Raw genomic sequence first — 17724 nt, 5'->3', positions numbered from 1 at the left:
GACTACCGGTCCCGCCGTCCGCGCCAGCGGAAGGTCGTCAGGCACAGCAGCAGACCTCCAATGCACCACGCCCCCAGGACCAGGGCGATCCGCCCATGCTCCCACGACGTGGTGACGATCTCCTGCGGCAGGATGTCGTCGGGCAGGAAGACCGACCGGAAGCCCTGGGCCATCCACTTCAGCGGGAAGACCGCGCCGAGCTGCTGCAGCGGCTCGGGCAGCGCGCTGATCGGGGTGTAGAAGATGCCGGAGATGAAGGCCAGCACGATGTACGGCAGGTTCATCACCGCGGCGGCGCTGCGCTCGGTACGGGCCAGGCTGCTGGCGGCGATGCCGAGGAACGAGCAGCCGATGACGCCGAGCAGGAAGACCCAGCCGAAGGTGACCCAGCGCGAGGCCTCGCTCGGCAGTTCGACGTCGAAGAGCAGCATGCCGAGGCCGAGCAGGATGATCACCTCGGCGACGCTGATGACCAGCACCATGACGACCTTGCCGAGGAAGTACGCCGACTTCGGCATCGGGGCGCCGCGCAGCCGCTTCAGGGTGCCGTCGTCACGGTCGGCCGCGATGCTGATGCCGAGGTTGACGAAGGTGGCCGAGGCGACACCGGCGGCGATCATGCTGGGTACGAAGTACTGCGCCGAGGTGACGGTGCTGCCCTCGTAGATGCCGCTGAACAGCGAGCCGAGCAGGGCGAGCAGCACGATCGGCAGGGCGAAGGTGAAGACGACGTTGTCCCACTCGCGGAAGAAGCCCTTGAGTTCGATCACGCCCCGGTGCAGGCCGAGGCTGACCGCGGAGGGATCCTTCCCGGCGGTCGCGGGGCGGGTGGAGGTGGTGGTCATTTCTGGGCGCTCCCGATCAGGTCGAGGTAGACGTCTTCGAGGCTGGGCCGGCTGACGGTCAGGCCGGGAACGGTGCCGCCGTGGCGGGCGGTCAGTTCGGCGATGACGGGGCCCGGGTCGGTGGCCTCCTGGGTACGGTGCTCGCCGTTCTCGAGCCAGGAGACGGTCGCCTTGGCCTCGGCGCGCCCGCCGAGGGTGGCGGGGTCGCCTTCGGCGACGATCTGGCCCTTGACGATGACCGCGACCCGGTCGGCGAGGTTCTCCGCCTCCTCGAGGTAGTGCGTGGTCAGCAGGACGGTGGTGCCGTTCTCCTGGGCCAGGGAGCGGATCAGGTCCCAGAACTGCCGGCGGGCCTGCGGGTCGAAGCCGGTGGTGGGCTCGTCGAGGAAGAGCAGCGCCGGGTTGCCGATCATGCCGACGGCGACGTCGATGCGGCGCCGCTGGCCGCCGGAGAGGGTGCTGACCCGGGAGTTGGCCTTGGCGGCGAGACCGACCTGCTCGATGACCTGGTCGGGGTCGCGGGGGTTGGGGTAGTAGCGGGCGAAGTGCCGCACGGTCTCCCGGACGGTCAGTTCGCTGAGGTCGGACGCGTCCTGCAGGACGATGCCGATCCCGTAGCGCCAGCGCCGGCCGGCGCGCTGCGGGTCGGCGCCGAGCACCTCCACCTCGCCGCCGTCGCGGTCCCGGTAGCCCTCGAGGATCTCGACGGTGGTGGTCTTGCCCGCACCGTTCGGGCCGAGCAAAGCGAAGATCTCGCCGGAGGCGATGTTGAGGTCCACGTTGTTGACCGCGAGGTTGTCGCGGTACCGCTTGGTCAGGCCGCGTACTCGCACGGCGGAATCAGTCATGTATCGATCATCGCGACCGGTGGGGTCCCCCGGGACGCCCGGACGATTGACAACGGCTGTCCACCGATCGGTGGACAGCCGTCGGCACGTCAGTGGACGTCGGTGGCGGGCCGGTTACTCAGTGGAACACCTTGAGGCCGATGACGCCGGCGACCACCAGCAGCAGGCAGGTGATCCGGGCGACCGTCGCCGGCTCGCCCAGGGCGACCATCCCGACGGTGGCGGTGCCGACCGCGCCGATGCCGACCCAGACGGCGTAGCCGGTGCCGATCGGGATGTCGCGCAGGGCGAGCGCGAGCCCGGCCATGCTGAGCACGAGCGCGACCGCGAAGACCAGCGAGGGTACGGGTCGGGTGAAGCCGGCGCTGCGCCCGAGCGCGATCGCCCACACCGTCTCCAGCATCCCGGAGATGATCAGTAGCAGCCAGGCCATGTCTGTTCCGTCCTTTCCGCGCGGATCGGCCCCGGTCGCGGCCGCGCGGCCCGGGCGCGCGTCGGCGGCCGGGCGGGGGCGGAGAAGGGGAAATGCGACGGAGGCCATGGTGGGTTGCGCGTCGTCTTCGCACGACCGGGTACGACACGCGGCTCGTCCGGGGCGACCCGCCAGATCGGGCGCCGGTTGCCACCCTAGCCGACCGGGGTGGCCGGCGGACCGATGGTGGGCGGACTCACCACACCGGCACGCAAGCCGGCAGCGGCGGGACCGCACCATCCGAAAACAACACTATCGACGCTTGTGAATGTCGCGGGCCACTCCTAGCGTGAGGCCTCAAGCCGGCGGCCATCCGTACGCCGGCAGTGAGACCCGGCGGCGCGGTTCGCACCGAATCCGTCCCGCCGTCGCCCCGACCGCCCCGGAACCCCGGGTGGAATCCCTCGGTAAGGAGCCCGTCTTGCGCATCCGACTGACCCTGGCGATCCTCGCCACCGCACTCACCGGCGCCCTCGTCGCCCCGTCCGTGGCGGCCGCCGCGCCCGCGCCGATCATCGGCGGCGGCACCGTCGCCTCGGCCCCCTGGGCCGCGGCGGTGTTCCAGAACGGCTCGTTCGCCTGCTCCGGCTCGCTGATCCACGCCAGCTGGGTGCTGACCGCCCGGCACTGCCTCGGCGGCACGATGTCCGTCCGCGTCGGCAGCGTCTACTACGGCTCCGGCGGCCAGACCCGTTCGGTCTCGGCCACCTACGGCCAGAACGACGTCGCCCTGCTGCGGTTGAGCAGCGCGATCAGCAGCCCGTCGGTGGTGACGCTGGCCACCGCGAACCCGCCGGTCGGCTCGACGAACCAGATCTACGGCTGGGGCCGCACCTGCACCAACTGCGCGCCGTCGGCGCAGCTCAAGACCGCCACGGTCGGCGTCACCTCGCTCAGCGCCACCGACGCGTACGGCGGCCCGGCCATCCGCAGCAACCGGGGCAACGGCGTGGCCTGGCAGGGCGACTCCGGCGGCCCGCAGTTCTACAACGGCCGGCAGGTCGGCGTCTGCTCGACCGGCAACGGCAGCACCCTGCAGAACTACGCCTCGGTGGCGGCCAACCGGGCGTGGATCACCTCGGTCTCCGGCGTCTGATCCGATCTCCCACCACGCGCCGTGCCGGCCATCCGCTGTGGATGGCCGGCACTGCCGCGTCCGGCGGGTCGGCGGTCAGCCGTCGTCGGCGGGACCGGCACCCCGCTCGAGGGCGGCGTGCGCGGCGGACTCCTCCAGCCCGGAGGCCAGCATCAGGTCGACCGCCACCGAGCGCACCTGCGCCGCGATCGCGGCCGTCGACAGGCCCACCCCGGCGGCGTACACCTCGCCGGCGAGCCGGGCCGCCCGGACGGCGTGCCGGCGGCCGTCCACCGACTCCCGTCCCCGGTCCAGGTCGTCGTGCAGGGCCCGGACCGCCGCCGCCAACTCGTCGAGCGCCTCGGCCAGCACCGGCGGGCCCGCCTCGCCGGTACGCAGCGCGGCCCGCTGCCGGCGGGCCAGCACCCGCGCGTTGCGTACCGCGTGGTCCAGGTGCGGCGCGGCGGTGACGTACATGCCGAGCGCCGACTTGTCGCCCCAGCGGATCGGTGACACCGCGACCGTCTCGCGGGCGCCGGCCAGCGCGTCGGTCAACTCCTGCAACAGCGGCTCGGTGGCCCGCAGCCCGGCCAGCGTGGCGTCGGCCGCCGCCGGGTCGGCCTCGCGCAGCGCCCGGCCGGTCGCGGTCAGCGCGTCGGCGAGGGTGGAGAGCACCGGCCCGACCGCCCGGCCGACCGTGGCCAGCGGGTCGCCGGGCAGCAGCAGCGCGTGTACGCCGAACGCCACCGCGCCGCCGATCAACGCGTCGAGCCACCGGGTGTAGTAGATGCCGCCCGACGGCGGGTAGAGGGTGGCGATCAGCACCGCCGACGCCGCGGCCTGGTTGATCAACAGGGCGCCGCTGCCGAGGAACAGCGCCGCCCCGACGGCCAGGCCGACCACCAGCGCCAGCTGCAGCGGGCCGGCCCCGAACAGCACGATCAGCAGGTCGCCGACGAAGATGCCGACCGCGACCCCGACCACGAGTTCGACGGTGCGGCGCAGCCGCTGGCCGGCCGAGGCACCGAGCACCACCACCGCCGAGATCGGCGCGAAGAACGGCATCTCGTGCCCCATCACGTACTGGGCGAGGAACCAGGCGAGGCCGGCGGCGGAGCCGGCCTGGATCACCACCCGCCGGTGGGTCCAGACCCGGGCACCCCGGGTACGCAGCACCTCCGGGGTCGACCAGCGTCGCCCGGCCTTCGTCTCAGCAGCCCCACGCACCCTGACACGCTACGGCCGGCAGCGCCCCGACCAGCACCGATACCCGGTGTCAACCCGATCACAAACCCGGCCGTACGGGCGCTCCCGCCGGCCGGACCGGAATCGTATGCTTCAATTCCTGGCGCCGCCTCGAGGGGAATCCATGACGACCGGTGAACAGCTGCGCAGCTATCCCTTCGAGCCGTTCCACGGCGACCTGCCCGACGAGTTGCTCAAGATGGTGCGGACCGAGCCGGTGAGCCGGGTGGAGCTGCCCGGCGGCCGGCCGGCCTGGCTGGTGGTCGGCTACGACGAGGTCTGCACGGTGCTCGCCGACCCGCGCTTCACCCGGCACGGCGACCCCTACCCCACCGGCGGCGGGGACGGCGGCTGCCCGGTCCGGGAGCTGAGCATGAACGGGCCGGCGCACACCAGCCTGCGCCGACTGGCCGCCCGGGCGTTCACCGCCCGCCGGGTCGAGGCGTACCGGCCCCGGGTGCAGCAGATCACCGACGACCTGCTCGACGAGATGGTGGCCGGCGGCAGCCCCGCCGACCTGATCGCCGGCCTGGTCGCCCCGCTGCCGGTGCGGGTCATCTGCGAGGTGCTCGGGGTGCCGCTGGCCGACCGCGACCGGTTCGCCGAGTGGACGGCGGCGATCCTGGCCATCGCCGGGCAGGACTCCCCCGAGGCGGTCCGGGCGGTCGCCGAACTGCGCGCATATCTCGCCGGGCGGCTGGCCGCCAAGCGGGAGCGGCCCGGCGACGACCTGTTCTCGGCGTGGCTCGCGGCGCAGGCCGACGACGAGCTCAGCGACGAGGAGATCGTCGGGCTGGCGGTCGGCGTACTCATCGGCGGACGGGAGATCAACTCCACCAGTGCCGGCCTGCGCGCCCTCTTCCTGCACCCCGACCAGCTCGACCGGCTGCGCGCCGACCCCGGGCTGCTGCCGTCCGCGGTCGACGAGATCCTGCGGTGGACGTCGGTCAGCCCGATGTTCCTGCCGCAGACCGCGGTCGGCGACGTCGAACTGGCCGGGCACCTCATCCGGGCCGGTGACACGGTGATGGCGGTGCCGTGGGCGGCCAACCGGCACCCCGACGTCTTCCCCGACCCCGGCGCCTTCGACATCGGGCGCGCCCAGAACCCGCACCTGGCCTTCGGGCACGGCCCGCACTTCTGTCTCGGCGCGGCGCTCGGCCGTTTGCAGATCGAGGTGGCGATCGGCACCCTGCTGCGCCGGTTCCCCGGCCTGCGGCCGGCGGTCCCGCTCGAGGAGCTGCCGTGGCGGCAGGAGCGGGTCAACTGCGGGATAGCGGAGTTTCCGGTCGCCTGGTGAGGTCGGGCAGCACCGACTCGACCGCGTCGGCGGCCCGCTCGACCGAGGTCGCCGCGAGCGGATCGGGTACGGCCGGCGGCCGGTCGTCGATCGCGGCCCGGATCGCCGCCGCCACGGCGTCGGCGGTCCACTCCCCCTCCGGCAGCCACCGGCCGACGCCGTACGCGGCCAGCCGGCGGGCGTTGTCGGGCCGGTCCAGCCCGGCGGCCATCGCCACCTGCGGGGTGCCGGCGGCCAGCGCCCGGCCGAGGGTGCCGATGCCGCCGTGGTGCACCACCGCGGCGACCCGGGGCATCACCGCGCGGAACGGCAGCTTGACGAACCGGTGCACGTCCGGCGGCAGCGGGTCGGGCACCAGGTCCCCGTGCCGGACGGCGAGCAGGGCCGGCCGCCCGAGCGAGCGGATCGCGTCGACGGCGGTGCGGTAGAAGCGGCGTTGCAGCAGCCGCCCGGTGCCGCCGGTGACCAGCACCGGCGCCACGTCGCCGGCGAGCAGTTCGCGGGCCGCCGGCGGGATGTCGTCGGAGGTGTCCTCGTCGGCGAGCACGAATCCGGCCAGGTCGGTGCCGGCCGGGGCGGGCGGGCCGGCGGCGTCGAACCAGGCCGGCCACAGCCCGACGTAGTGCCGGGCCGACGACATCCAGGCCGGCCAGTCGGTGACCGGGCCGAGCCCGATGCCGGCGCGGGCGGTGTCGACACCGTCGGCGAGCACCTCACGGTAGATGCCGGCGACGCCGGGCAGCGCCATCAACTGGAACGGCGAGGCGGCCAGGCAGACGGCGGGCGCGTCGAGCGCCTCGGCGGCGGTGAGCACCGACTGCCCGGAGATCGGCGCCCCGACCAGCACGGTCTGGTGTGGACGGTGCAGGCGCAGCATCTCCCGGCACTCCAGCAGGAACTGGTCGAACAGCCCGGTCCGGTCGAAGTGGCGGCGGAACTCGGAGATGTCGGTCTCGTCGAACTGGCCGGCGGCGTCGGCGAGGTAGCGCTCGTACTCCGCGACCGTGTCGACGGGCACGAAGCCGAGCCCGGCGCGGTGCACCGCGCTTCGGTAGTAGGCGTGGGTCAGCACCGTCACGTCGTGCCCACGGCCGCGCAGCGCCCGGCCGACCCGGACGAACGGCAGCACGTCGCCGTCGGTGCCGTGGATCACCATCAGGATCAGCGCCACCGGCGGCCTCCACCCGTCGCGGCGGGCCGCCCCGACCGGCCGTGGTCAGTAGTTCTCAACGGCGTTGACCCGGGCCGGCCAGTACCGCTGGCCGGGCGGCGCCTGGTAGTGCTCCCACCGCGGCTCGCCGCCGGCCGGCGCGTCGCCGAGCACGGTGACCCGCTGCCCCCGGCGGGGCTCGTCGTAGTCGTTGACCGCGTAGTGCTGGGTGACCCGGTTGTCCCACACCGCGACGTCGCCGGCCCGCCAGCGGTAGCGGCAGACGAACTGCGGGCTCTCGGAGAACTCGAAGAGGTATTGCAGCAGCGCGTCGCTCTCGTTGCGGGTCAGCTGCGGGATGTGCGAGGTGAAGAGGCGGTTGACGTACAGCGAGCGGCGGCCGGTCTCCGGATGCACCCGGACCACCGGGTGCTCGGCCCGGCTGGCGAAGTCGCTGCCGCCGATGCGGATCGCGTGCACCGCGGTGAGCCCGTCCAGCAGCTCGCGCATCGGCGCGGAGAGCCGCTCGTAGACCAGATACTGGTTCGTCCACATCGTGTCGCCGCCGGTGCTCGGGCACTTGACCAGATGCAGGATCGAGCACAGCGGCGGGTTGGCGTGGAACGTCATGTCGGTGTGCCAGACGTCGACCTTGCCGCCCCGCTCGGAGTCGATGATGACGATCTCCGGCTGCCCGTCGAGCCGGGGCAGGTAGGGGTGCAGCTCGACCTCGCCGAACCGGTGGCCGAAGTCGACGTGCGCCGCCGGGGTGAGGTCTTCCTGCCCGACGATGAAGATCACCTGGTACGTCAGCAGCAGCCGCTTCAGCTCGGCGAAGACCTCGTCGGTCAGCTCGGTCAGCCGTACGCCGTGGATCTCGGCACCGAGCGCGCCGGAGATCGGCCGTACGTCGAACATCGGTTTCGACATTCCCGCCTCCGAACCCGTCGTGGTGGTGCCGTCCGTGGGCGCATCATTCCACGGCCGGACGGCCGTACGCCAGAGTCGCAAGGGCCGCCCACGGCGACCTTGACGGCACCGCGCGGCGGCTGCAAGCATCGATCGCAGTTGCTGCCGGCCGCGCGTCCTGGCGCCGCATCCTGCCGCGTTGCGGACGGACGCGTTCCTGACGGGAGAAGCCCCGCGTTGATCAGCCACGCCGTCCTGACCCCGTGCCTGCCCTACGACGATCCGGACGCCGCGCTGCGGTGGCTGGACCGGGCCTTCGGGCTGGCGCACACCGCGGCCGGCGCCGGCCCGGCCGTCGTCACCGCGGGCGGGATCCGGGTGGCCGTCGAGGCCCGCCGGCCCGGCACGCCGCACGTGGCCGTGCGCCTGCTGGTCACCACCGACGACGTCGACGACCTGCACGGGCGGGCGGTCGCCGCCGGCGCCCCGGTCGTCGACGGACCCGACGGCGCCGGCACGTTCACCGTCGCCGACCCCGGCGGTCACCTGTGGACGTTCGCCCGCCCCGCCGGACCAGACCCGGCCGGCGACGCCGCTCCCCCGGCGCCGGCCGGGGCCCTCCCGGTGACCGCCGACGGCGCCGCGTCGCCGCAGGAACGGCTCGGCCGGCTCACCGACCTGGCCGCCCCGTTCGCCGTACGGGTCGCGGCGACGCTGCGCCTGGCCGACCTGATCGGGTCCGGGGTCACCCGCCTCGACGCGCTCGCCGGGCAGGCCGGCGCCGACCCCGACGCCCTCGGCCGGCTGCTGCGCTACCTGGCGCACCGCGGACTGTTCACCGAACCCGCCCCGGACGTGTTCGCGCTGACCGAGACCGGGCGGCTGCTGGGCGAGGACGGCGCCGGCGGGCAGCGGAGCTTCCTCGACCTCGAGGGGCTCGGCGCCCGGATGGACCTGGCCTACATCGGCCTGCTGCACGCCGTACGCACCGGCGAGGCCGGGTACGCCGCGGTGCACGGCCGCAGCCTCTGGGAGGAACTCGACGCCGTACCGCACTACCGCCGGTTCTTCGACAACCTGATGATGAGCCAGAACCACCTGACCGCCCCGCAGGTCGCCGCACTCTACGACTGGAGCGGCGTCGGCCACGTCGTCGACGTCGGCGGCGGCAGCGGCGCGCTGCTGGCCGAACTCCTGCGGACCCACGGCCACCTGCGCGGCACACTGGTCGACCGGCCCGACCCGGCGGGTACGACCGCGAGCCGGCTCGCCGGTCACGGCCTCGGCGGCCGGGTCGAGGTGGTCCCCGGCGACTTCTTCGCCCCGCTGCCGGCCGGCGGCGACGTCTACGTGGTCGCCCGCGCGATCACCGACTGGAACGACCGCGACGCGACGGCGATCCTGCGCCGCTGCGCGGAGGCGGCCGGCGACGGCGGTCGGGTGCTGATCGTGGAGGTGCTGCCGACCGAGCCGCACGTGCCCCACCTGTCCCCGTTCGACCTGCAGATGCTGGCCGTCGTCGGCGGCCGGGAACGGACCCTGGCCGACTTCGAGGCGCTTGTCGCCGCCGCCGGCCTGGCCGTCACCCGGGTCCTGCACGGGCGCGGGGGTCTGGCCCTGATCGAGTGCGCCACCACCCCGGCCAGCGGCGGCGGGGCGGACGCCGGTGACCCGGCGGCCCTGAGCACCGCCGGCTGACCGCGTGCGGATCCTGCTGACCTGCCAGCCGATCACGTCCCACCTGGTGCCGGCGCTGGTTCCGCTGGCCCACTCGGCGGCGGCGGCCGGCCATCAGGTCGCGGTCGCCACGGCCGGCTCGATGGCCGACGACCTGCGCCGGCACGGCGTCGCCCACCTGCCGCTGCCCCGGGTGCCGGGCCTGGCCGAGCTGCGTACCGACCCGGCTCTCGCCGACGAGTTCGGGCTGCCGAAGGTGCTGATGGCGCCCGGCAGCCGCACCGTCGAGCCGGCCGTCGCCCGGCAGATCGCCCGGGCGTACGCCGGGCCGGTCGCCGGCCGGTTCGCCGCCGACCTGCTGGCGGCGGCCCCGGACTGGCGCCCTGACGTGATCGTGCGTGAGCCCGCCGAGTTCGGCGGCTATCTCGCCGCCGAGCGGCTCGGCATCCCGCACGCCACCGTCGACATCGCCCCGTACGCGCTCACCGAACTCCCGATCGTCCACGACGCCGTCAACGCCCAGCGGGTGACGCTCGGCCTGCCCCCGGTCGACGATCCCCGGCACCCGCACCGCCACCTGCTCGCCGCCCTGCTACCGCCCCGCTGGTATCCGCCCGACCTGCGGCTGCCGACCACCCGGCACTACCGGGTGCCGGTCCCCGGGGAGGAGCCGGCACCGGCGGGCGACCCCGGTGCGGCCGGAGCACATGACCGGCCGCTGGTGCTGGCCAGCCTGGGTTCGCTCGCGCTGACCCTGCCGGGGATGGCCGACCTGCTGCCGGTCATCGTGCGGGCGCTGGGCACCCTGCCGGGCCGGGCCGTGGTCACCCTCGGCGGCCAGGCACAGCTCGCCGGGGCCATCGGGCCGGTGCCGGAGAACGTGACCGTGGTGCCGTACGTGGCACAGGCCGAACTGCTCGCCCGGTGCGACCTGTTCGTCACCCACGCCGGCTACAGCGCGATCCGGGAGGCGGTCGCCGCCGGGGTGCCGATGGTGGCGCTGCCGGTCGTCGCCGACCAGCCCGCGAACGCCGCCCGGGTCGCCGAACTCGGCCTCGGCCGGGCGCTGCCGATCGAGGACCTGACGGTCGAGGCGACCGCCCGGGCCTGCTCCGCCGTCCTCGCCGACCCCGGCTACCGCAGCCGGGTCGCCGCCCTACGCGACGAGTTGTGGGCCCTGCCCGACCTCACCCGCCTGGTCCACGACCTGACGACCCTCACCCGCTCGCCGGCACCGGCCCGGAACACCGGGACAGTGCGACGCTGACCCGTGGACGACGGTCGCACGGCGGGGCCAGGACGGGCCGCGCGAACAGCGGCCGGGGCCGCTAGTCCTTTCCGGGCAGTGGCTGCTGCGTCGTCGCGCCGGGGGTCCGGCCGGCCGGCGGGTATTCGCAGTCGAGCGCGGTCGGCTCGCGGTCGCCGTCCGAGCCGTCGTCCACGACCAGGGCGGTGCACACCCGACCGTGCTCGTCGGTGAACGTGACGACCTCGCTGTCGTCGGCGCAGCCCACAAGGGACGCTGCGACGGCGACGCCGAGGAGTGCGGCGGCGAAACGTCGGCGGAGAGACACGCCGGCAGTCTATGGCACCCGGCCACGCCCGGCCCGGGCCGAAGCACGGTGCCGGACCGGGCGCCGAACCCGACCTTCGGACGACGACGGGTCAGCGGGCCGGGCCACCGGTGGCGGCCGGCAGCGCGGCCGGCGTCCGGGACGGGAGGGCGGCCAGATGGTCGGCGAGCATCGGGCCGATCTCGGCGATGGCGTCGGGCCGCATCATCCGCTCGTGCCGGCAGGCGATGTCCCGGTTGTCGATACGGCCGTCGACGTACGGCAGCCAGGTGTCGACGGTCTGCAGCAGTTCGGGCCGGGTCAGCGTCGCGGAGAAGAAGAGCAGGTCGCCGTGGAACCGGTCGGGGTCGAAGGCGCGTACCGCCGCGAGGTTGTTGGTGGTGACCTCGACCAGGGCGGCGATGGCCTCGTCGGACCAGTCGACGAGGGCACCGCCGGCGGCCCGGATGACGGACAGGACCCGGTCGAGGTCGAGCGGGCCGCCGTCGAGCAGGGCGGGGTCGTAGCCGAAGTCGGCGAGGACGACGTTGAGGATCCGCCGCCGCTCGATGTCGGCGGCGACCGGGCTGTGCAGGTGCGGGTCGGGCGGGTAGGCGTCGAGCACCGCCAGCAGGTCGACCTCCTCCCCCCGGTGCTGTAGTTCGGTGGCGGTCGCGTACGCCAGCAGCCCGCCGAGCGACCAGCCGAGCAGGTGGTAGGGCCCGGTCGGCTGGACGGAGCGGATGTGGTCGGCGCAGTCGGCGGCCATCTGCTCGATGGTGCGGGGCGGCTCGCCGGGGCGGGCGAGTGCCGGCGACTGGATGCCGTAGACCGGCCGGTCGGTGCCGACGTGCCGCAGCAGGACCGAGTAGCACCAGCTCAGGCCGGTGATCGGGTAGAGGCAGAACAGCGGCGGCGCGGTGCCGGTGGCGCGCAGCGGCAGGACGACGTCGAGGGCGCTGTCGCCCCATCCGGTGGCCGGCCCGCCACCGGCGGTCGCCGGTGTCCGGTGGGCGTCGGGGACCGGGCCGGTGCCGCCGGCACCGGCGAGGGCCGGGTTGATGCCACCGGCACCGGCGATGAGCGGGTCGGTGCCGAGGCGGGCGGCTAGGCCGGCGACGGTGGGCGACTCGAAGACCGCGCGCAGGTCGAGCCCGACCCCGAAGACGGTGCGGATCCGGCTGGCCAGCCGGGCGGCCCGCAGCGAGTGCCCGCCGAGGTCGAAGAAGCTGTCGTCGACGCCGACCATCGGCAGGTCCAGGGCCTCGGCGAAGAGTCCACACAGGACTACCTCGTGCCGGGTGCGGGGGGCCCGGCCGGCGGCGGCCACGGCCGGTCCGACGTCGGGCAGCGCGTGCCGGTCGAGCTTGCCGTTGGGGGTCAGCGGCAGGGCGGCCAGCACGGTGAGTACCGCCGGCACCAGGTGCGCGGGAAGGGTCTCGGCGAGGCGGGCCCGTACGGCCGTGGGGTCCGTGTCGCGGCCGGCGGCCGGCACCAGGTAGCCGACGAGGTCCTGGTCCCCGGCGGTGTCGGCGCGCAGGGCGACCGCCGCCTGGGCGACGTCGGGATCGGCGGCCAGGGCCGCCTCGATCTCGCCGAGTTCGATCCGGTGGCCGCGCAGTTTCACCTGGTCGTCGGTGCGTCCGATGTAGACGAGTTCGCCGTCGGGCCGGCGCCGCACCAGGTCGCCGGTGCGGTACATCCGCGCCCCGGGCGGCCCGTACGGGTCGGCGGTGAAGCGCTGCGCGGTCAGGCCGGGGCGGCGCAGGTAGCCGTCGGCGAGCTGGACTCCGGCGAGGTACAGCTCGCCGGGTACGCCGTCGGGGGCCAGTCGCAGGAACGGGTCCAGGACGTAGGCGGCGGTGTTCCACGCCGGCCCGCCGATGGAGACGGGTTCCGGGCCGGGGACGCACCGGGCCGCGCTGACCGCGACCGACGCCTCGGTCGGGCCGTACAGGTTGTGCAGTTCGGCGTCGAGGACCCGGTGGAACCGGGTCACCAGGTCGGCCGGCAGCGCCTCGCCGATGCACAGCACCCGGCGCAGGTCGCGGCAGCCGGCGGCGGCCGGTTCGCGCAGGAAGAGCTGGAGCATCGACGGCACGAAGCCGGCGGTGGTGATCCCCTCGGCGCGGATCAGGTCGGCGAGGTGGCCGGGGTCGCGGTGCCCGTCCGGGCGGGCCAGTACGGCGGTGGCGCCCACCAGCAGCGGCCAGAAGAACTCCCACACCGACACGTCGAAGCCGGCCGGCGTCTTGACCAGCACCCGGTCGCGCGGGGTCAGGGCGTAGCGGTCCTGCATCCAGGCGAGGTGGTTGACCAGGCCCCGGTGCGCGACGACGACGCCCTTCGGCCGGCCGGTCGACCCGGAGGTGTAGAGGACGTACGCCGGGTCCCGCTCGTGCGGCGGCCGGGCCCTCTCGGCGGCGGTGAGGGCGGTGCCGGACCGCCCGGTGAGGCTCGTGAGCGTCGCCGGGTCGTCGACGACCAGCACCCCGGCCGGGTCGGGGCCGCCGGGGATCGTGTCGCGGTGGGCGGTGCCGGTCAGCAGCAGGGTGACCCGGGCGTCGCCGAGCAGGTAGGTGATCCGTTCGGCGGGGTCGACGGGGTCGACGGGCAGGTAGGCGGCCCCGGTCTTGAGTACGGCGAGCATCGCCACGACGAGGTCGGCCGAGCGGGGCAGGGCGAGGGCGACGACGGCGCCCGGGCCGGTGCCGCGGGCGAGCAGTTCCCGGGCGAGCCGGTTGGCGCGGGTGTCGAGTTCGCGGTAGTGGACGGCCGCCCCGGTCGCGGTGACCAGGGCGACGGCGTCGGGGGTGGCCGCCGCCCGCGCCTCGAACAGGGCCGGCAGGGTGCCGGGCGGGACATGGTGGGCCGGGCCGGCGCTGCGGGCGAGTACGGCGGCCCGCTCCGCGGCCGGCATCAGCCGTACGTCGCGCAGCCGCAGGCCGGGCCGGGTGCAGACGACGTGCAGGACGCGGCGGAACCGCTCCTGGACGGCGGTGAGTTCGGTGTCGTCGTAGCGGGCCGGGTTGGCGACGAAGTCGATCCTGGGGTCGGCGCCGCCGGGGGTGCCGTAGACGTCGATGGAGAGGTCGTCGACGGGGCCGGCGCCGAGGGTGCGGTCGAGGGTCGGGTGGGGGCCGAAGAGCGGCCGGTTGTCGAACGGCATGACGTTGACCGACGGGCCGAGCAGTTGGCCGGCGTCGGCGGTGAGTCGCAGGTCGGCGCGCAGGTCCTCGAGGCGGTAGCGCTGGTGGCGCAGGACGAGCCGGATCTGGTCGGCGGCCTGCCGGGTCACCTCGTCGACGGTCATGGCTCCGGTGAGCCGCAGCCGCAGCGGCAGGACGGTGGTCATCATGCCGGCGGTCTCGCGGGCGTTGCGGCCCCACCGGCCGGTCATCGGGAAGCCGAGGACCAGGTCGGGTTCGCCGGTGGTGCGGAAGAGCTGGATGGCGGTGGCGGCGACGAACAGGGCCGGCCACGAGTCGCGGTTGGCGGCGACGCGCAGCATCTCCACGTCTGTCGTGGACAGGTGCAGGGTCCGCCGGTGGGCCAGCGGCGAGGCCGGCGCCGTACGGGCGGCGAGGCTGGCCGGCGCCCGCCGGCCGGCGAGGTATCCGGTCCAGAAGGTGCGGTCCTCGGCGTGGCGGTCGGAGTCGCGGTAGGCGGCGTCGTCGTCGAGTTGCCGGACCAGTGAGCCGGCCGGGGCCGGGCCGGCCGGTGCCCCGGTGGTCCGGGCGGTGTAGAGCTGGCCGGTGCGGCGGGCGACCAGCGCGGTGCCGTAGCCGTCGAGGATGACGTGGTGGGCCCGCTGGTAGTAGTAGAAGAAATCGTCGGCGATCCTGATCAGTGCGGTGCCGAATAGCCGACCGGTGGTGAGATCGGTCGGGCGTGCCATTTCGGCGGCCATCCACGAATGCGCGGCCACCTGCGGGTCATTGGTGTTACGCACATCTACGTAGGACAGATCAATGGTGGCCCGGTCGGAAATCACCTGCCACGGTTCGCCGCCGTCCTCGCCGAATTGCAGGCGCAATGCCTCGAATTCCGTGGCGGCCCGGGTGGCGGCCCACTCGAAGGCGGCGCGGTCGAGGTGACCGTGGATCTCGAGATATCCGCCAATGTTCCAGGCCGGGCTGGTGGGCGCCAACTGCTGGGCGAACCAGACGCTGCACTGGGCGACCGACAGTGGCCGACGCGGGCCCGACACGATCATCCACCTCGCTGGCACGGCATCCCGGCTGGCATGGTCGGCAACGCTATCAGCAGGTTGCCGGCTACCGCGAGCCCCCGATCGGACCGTACCGGCGGGGCCGAACCGACCCCTGGACGGTAACAGCGGGTTGGTGGCGGTCGATGCCACTTGTCAGCTTTTCTCCGCCAACTCCGACTTTCCGACAACGCTGGGTGATCATCGGATCGGTACCGGGCCGGATCGGGGACGCCGGATATGAACGCTGTGTTACCCATCAACCAGTGTCTTTACCGACAGATGAGGCGGTGGTAGCGTCCCTATCCCGCGGTGATATTTCCTCGGACAGCGGCAATTCCGCTCGCAGGGGCCTGATGTCATGACCATTGTTGCCAGCACAGATCCGCTCGACTTCACGGGGAAGCTGTCCGCCAGCCACAGCGGCCGCCTTTTACGTGACCGGCTCGGGCAAAGGTGGCCGGAATCGGCCGACCGCCTGTCCACGATGGTGCGTCACGCGCTGCTGCCCGCCGGAAAGCTGATCCGGCCGATCATGGCGTTGGAGTCGGCCGTCGCCGCCGGCGGCCGCCCGGAACCGGTGCTGCCGGCCGCGCTGGGGCTAGAATACCTGCACGTCGCGACGCTGGTCCACGACGACATCATCGACGGCGACGCGACCCGGCGGGGACGGCCGACCGTGTCGGCGGCGTACGGCACCCCGGACGCCATCGTCACCGGCGACGCGCTGATCTTCACCGCCTTCACCGCGATCGTGGAGTGCCGGGCCGGCGGGGTGCCCGCCGACCGGATCGTCGCCGCCGTCGACGCGCTCGCCGGGGCGGGATCCGACCTGTGCCGCGGCCAGGTGCTCGAGGCCGGGCTGGCCGGCGACCCGGCCGGTGCCGCGACGGAATACCTGGAGATGGTCCGGCTCAAGACCGGCGCGCTGTTCCGGGCGGTGTGCCAGATCGGCGCCCTGCTCGGCGGCGCGGACGCCGAGCGGGCCCGGCTGCTCGCCGGCTACGGCGAGAGCGTCGGGATCGCCTTCCAGATCCGCGACGACCTGCTGGCCTACACCTCCGACGCGGCGACGATCGGCAAGTCGACCACCAGCGACCTGGCCAACGGCCGGCCGACGCTGCCGGTGCTGCTCGCCCACCGGGCCGGCGGGCCGGCCCAACGCCGGCAGCTCGCCGAGGCACTGAGCCGGGGCCGCGCCGACCCGGCGGCGCTGGCCGGGGTGCGCGACATCGTGCGCGCCACCGGGGCGCTGGCCGCCGCCCGGGACGTGGCCGCCGAACACGCCGGCCGGGCCCGCCGACGACTGTCCACACTCGACGAGTCGGCGGCCCGGGACACGCTGGCCGCCATCGCCGGCTGGGCCGCGGTGCCCGGATGACGGCCGTCGCGGGGCGCCGGCACACCACCCTGATCGCCCACGTGCAGACCTGGCGCCCCTACACGCTGTGGTATGTCGGCCTGCTCGGCCTCGCCGGCGCCGGCCTCGGCGGTGGCGACCGGGACTGGTGGCGGCTGCTCGCCGCCTGGGCCACCCCCACCATCGGCTGGATCGGCGGGCACTACCTCGGCGACTACTTCGACCGGCGGCTCGACGCGATCAGCAAGGCGCACCGGCCGATCCCGTCCGGGCGGCTACGCCCGCAGGCGGCGCTCGGCTGCGGCGTGGCGTGCTTCGTCGGGGTCGGGGCACTGGCGATCGCCGGCGGCCTCGGCACCGGGCTGGTCGCCGTGCTCGCCGCGATCGGGATCGTCGCGTACGGCAAGGGGCTGAAGGCCCGCGGGCTGTCCGGCAACCTCGCCCGTGGGGCGCTCGGCACCCTCGCCATGCTCTACGGCGCGCTGGTCGTCGCCCCGGTCGGCTGGTGGCCGCTGGTCGCCTTCGCCGTCGCGTTCTGGGCGCACGACACCGCGTCGAACCTGGTCGGCACGATCCGTGACGTGGCCGGCGACCGGGCCGGCGGCTACCGGACCGTACCGGTGCGGCACGGCGACCGGATCGCGGCCGGCATCGCCCTGCTGTTCTACCTCGCCGCCGTGGCCGCCGCCGCGGTCGGCGGACTGGTCCGGCCGGTCGACTCGCCGCTGACCGGCGGGCGGGGCGGCTACCTGGTGCTGCTCGCCCTGACCGCCGCCGTCGGGTTCGCCGCCTTCGCGACCCTGCTGCCGCGCCGCGACCAGCTTTCGATACGGACCGCGTTGCGGGCCCACGAACTGCTCGTCCTGGAACGGATCGGCTTCGCCGGGGCGGCCATCGGGCTCGGCTTCGGGCTCCTGCCCGCCGTCGTGCTGGTCGTACCGGCGCTGACCGTGAGCTGGTGGACCCAGGCCCGGATGCGGGCCGCCTACGAACTCGGTCCGCCCGCTCCCCCGGCCGGGGCCACCGGCCCGTCCACCGGTGCCCCGCCCGCCGGGCAGGCCACGTCCGATCCGTCCTGAA

General features: G+C 74.4%; 14 protein-coding genes and 1 riboswitch. Of the genes, 6 read left to right on the top strand and 8 right to left on the bottom strand.

Features of this window, described 5'->3' with window-relative positions; all coding sequences use genetic code 11:
- Nucleotides 1-2: 2 nt before the first annotated feature.
- The 3 genes from AB0M79_RS29210 to AB0M79_RS29200 form a co-directional block, all read right to left on the bottom strand.
- Nucleotides 3-845, bottom strand: a complete 843-nt coding sequence (locus AB0M79_RS29210; RefSeq protein WP_364219670.1) for an ABC transporter permease — start codon at nt 843-845, stop codon at nt 3-5.
- Nucleotides 842-1693 (bottom strand): ABC transporter ATP-binding protein, encoded by an 852-nt coding sequence (locus AB0M79_RS29205; protein ID WP_364219667.1) that lies wholly within the window; start codon nt 1691-1693, stop codon nt 842-844. Before AB0M79_RS29205 ends, AB0M79_RS29210 begins: the two co-directional genes overlap by 4 nt.
- A gap of 118 nt (nt 1694-1811) precedes the next feature.
- Nucleotides 1812-2126 (bottom strand): SMR family transporter, encoded by a 315-nt coding sequence (locus AB0M79_RS29200; RefSeq protein ID WP_364219664.1) that lies wholly within the window; start codon nt 2124-2126, stop codon nt 1812-1814.
- Nucleotides 2127-2241: 115 nt separating this feature from the next.
- Nucleotides 2242-2309: riboswitch (guanidine-III (ykkC-III) riboswitch) on the bottom strand.
- A 277-nt stretch (nt 2310-2586) separates the two neighbouring features.
- Between AB0M79_RS29200 and AB0M79_RS29195 the strand changes: the two genes are divergently transcribed.
- Nucleotides 2587-3261, top strand: coding sequence for a DUF1986 domain-containing protein (locus AB0M79_RS29195; protein ID WP_364219661.1), 675 nt, complete (start codon nt 2587-2589; stop codon nt 3259-3261).
- A gap of 75 nt (nt 3262-3336) precedes the next feature.
- Here the strand turns inward: AB0M79_RS29195 and AB0M79_RS29190 are convergent, their stop codons facing one another.
- The gene (locus AB0M79_RS29190) at nt 3337-4467 is read right to left on the bottom strand and encodes an FUSC family protein (RefSeq protein ID WP_364219658.1); all 1131 of its coding nucleotides are present in this window, start codon (nt 4465-4467) and stop codon (nt 3337-3339) included.
- A 142-nt stretch (nt 4468-4609) separates the two neighbouring features.
- On the opposite strand from AB0M79_RS29190, the gene AB0M79_RS29185 reads away from it, so the two are divergent.
- Nucleotides 4610-5785, top strand: a complete 1176-nt coding sequence (locus AB0M79_RS29185; RefSeq protein ID WP_364219655.1) for a cytochrome P450 — start codon at nt 4610-4612, stop codon at nt 5783-5785.
- Here the strand turns inward: AB0M79_RS29185 and AB0M79_RS29180 are convergent.
- Together AB0M79_RS29180 and AB0M79_RS29175 are read right to left on the bottom strand one after the other, a co-directional pair.
- Complete coding sequence (locus AB0M79_RS29180; RefSeq protein WP_364219652.1) at nt 5748-6956, bottom strand: glycosyltransferase; 1209 nt, start codon at nt 6954-6956, stop codon at nt 5748-5750. The two genes, AB0M79_RS29185 and AB0M79_RS29180, sit on opposite strands and share 38 nt — an antisense overlap.
- 45 nt (nt 6957-7001) lie before the next feature.
- Entirely contained in the window at nt 7002-7865 is an 864-nt protein-coding gene (locus AB0M79_RS29175) for a TauD/TfdA family dioxygenase (RefSeq protein WP_364219649.1), read from the bottom strand.
- A 216-nt stretch (nt 7866-8081) separates the two neighbouring features.
- On the opposite strand from AB0M79_RS29175, the gene AB0M79_RS29170 reads away from it, so the two are divergent.
- Nucleotides 8082-9542 (top strand): methyltransferase, encoded by a 1461-nt coding sequence (locus tag AB0M79_RS29170; RefSeq protein ID WP_364219646.1) that lies wholly within the window; start codon nt 8082-8084, stop codon nt 9540-9542.
- A 4-nt stretch (nt 9543-9546) separates the two neighbouring features.
- Nucleotides 9547-10788 (top strand): glycosyltransferase, encoded by a 1242-nt coding sequence (locus AB0M79_RS29165; RefSeq protein ID WP_364219643.1) that lies wholly within the window; start codon nt 9547-9549, stop codon nt 10786-10788.
- 61 nt (nt 10789-10849) lie between these two features.
- Here AB0M79_RS29165 and AB0M79_RS29160 read toward each other — a convergent pair whose 3' ends face one another.
- Nucleotides 10850-11095, bottom strand: coding sequence for a hypothetical protein (locus AB0M79_RS29160; protein ID WP_357534326.1), 246 nt, complete (start codon nt 11093-11095; stop codon nt 10850-10852).
- 91 nt (nt 11096-11186) lie between these two features.
- Nucleotides 11187-15284: an amino acid adenylation domain-containing protein gene (locus tag AB0M79_RS29155; RefSeq protein WP_364219639.1), complete on the bottom strand. Its 4098-nt coding sequence runs from the start codon at nt 15282-15284 to the stop codon at nt 11187-11189.
- A gap of 487 nt (nt 15285-15771) precedes the next feature.
- On the opposite strand from AB0M79_RS29155, the gene AB0M79_RS29150 reads away from it, so the two are divergent.
- On the top strand, nt 15772-16665 hold the full coding sequence (locus AB0M79_RS29150; protein ID WP_364219636.1) for a polyprenyl synthetase family protein: 894 nt from the start codon (nt 15772-15774) through the stop codon (nt 16663-16665).
- Complete coding sequence (locus AB0M79_RS29145; RefSeq protein WP_364219633.1) at nt 16662-17723, top strand: UbiA family prenyltransferase; 1062 nt, start codon at nt 16662-16664, stop codon at nt 17721-17723. The genes AB0M79_RS29150 and AB0M79_RS29145 overlap by 4 nt, the downstream gene beginning before the upstream one ends.
- Nucleotide 17724 lies beyond the last annotated feature (1 nt).

This window comes from Polymorphospora sp. NPDC051019 (assembly GCF_040683055.1).
GTDB classification, from domain to species: Bacteria; Actinomycetota; Actinomycetes; order Mycobacteriales; family Micromonosporaceae; genus Polymorphospora; species Polymorphospora lycopeni.
This window is presented reverse-complemented; position numbering and strand designations above follow the sequence as displayed.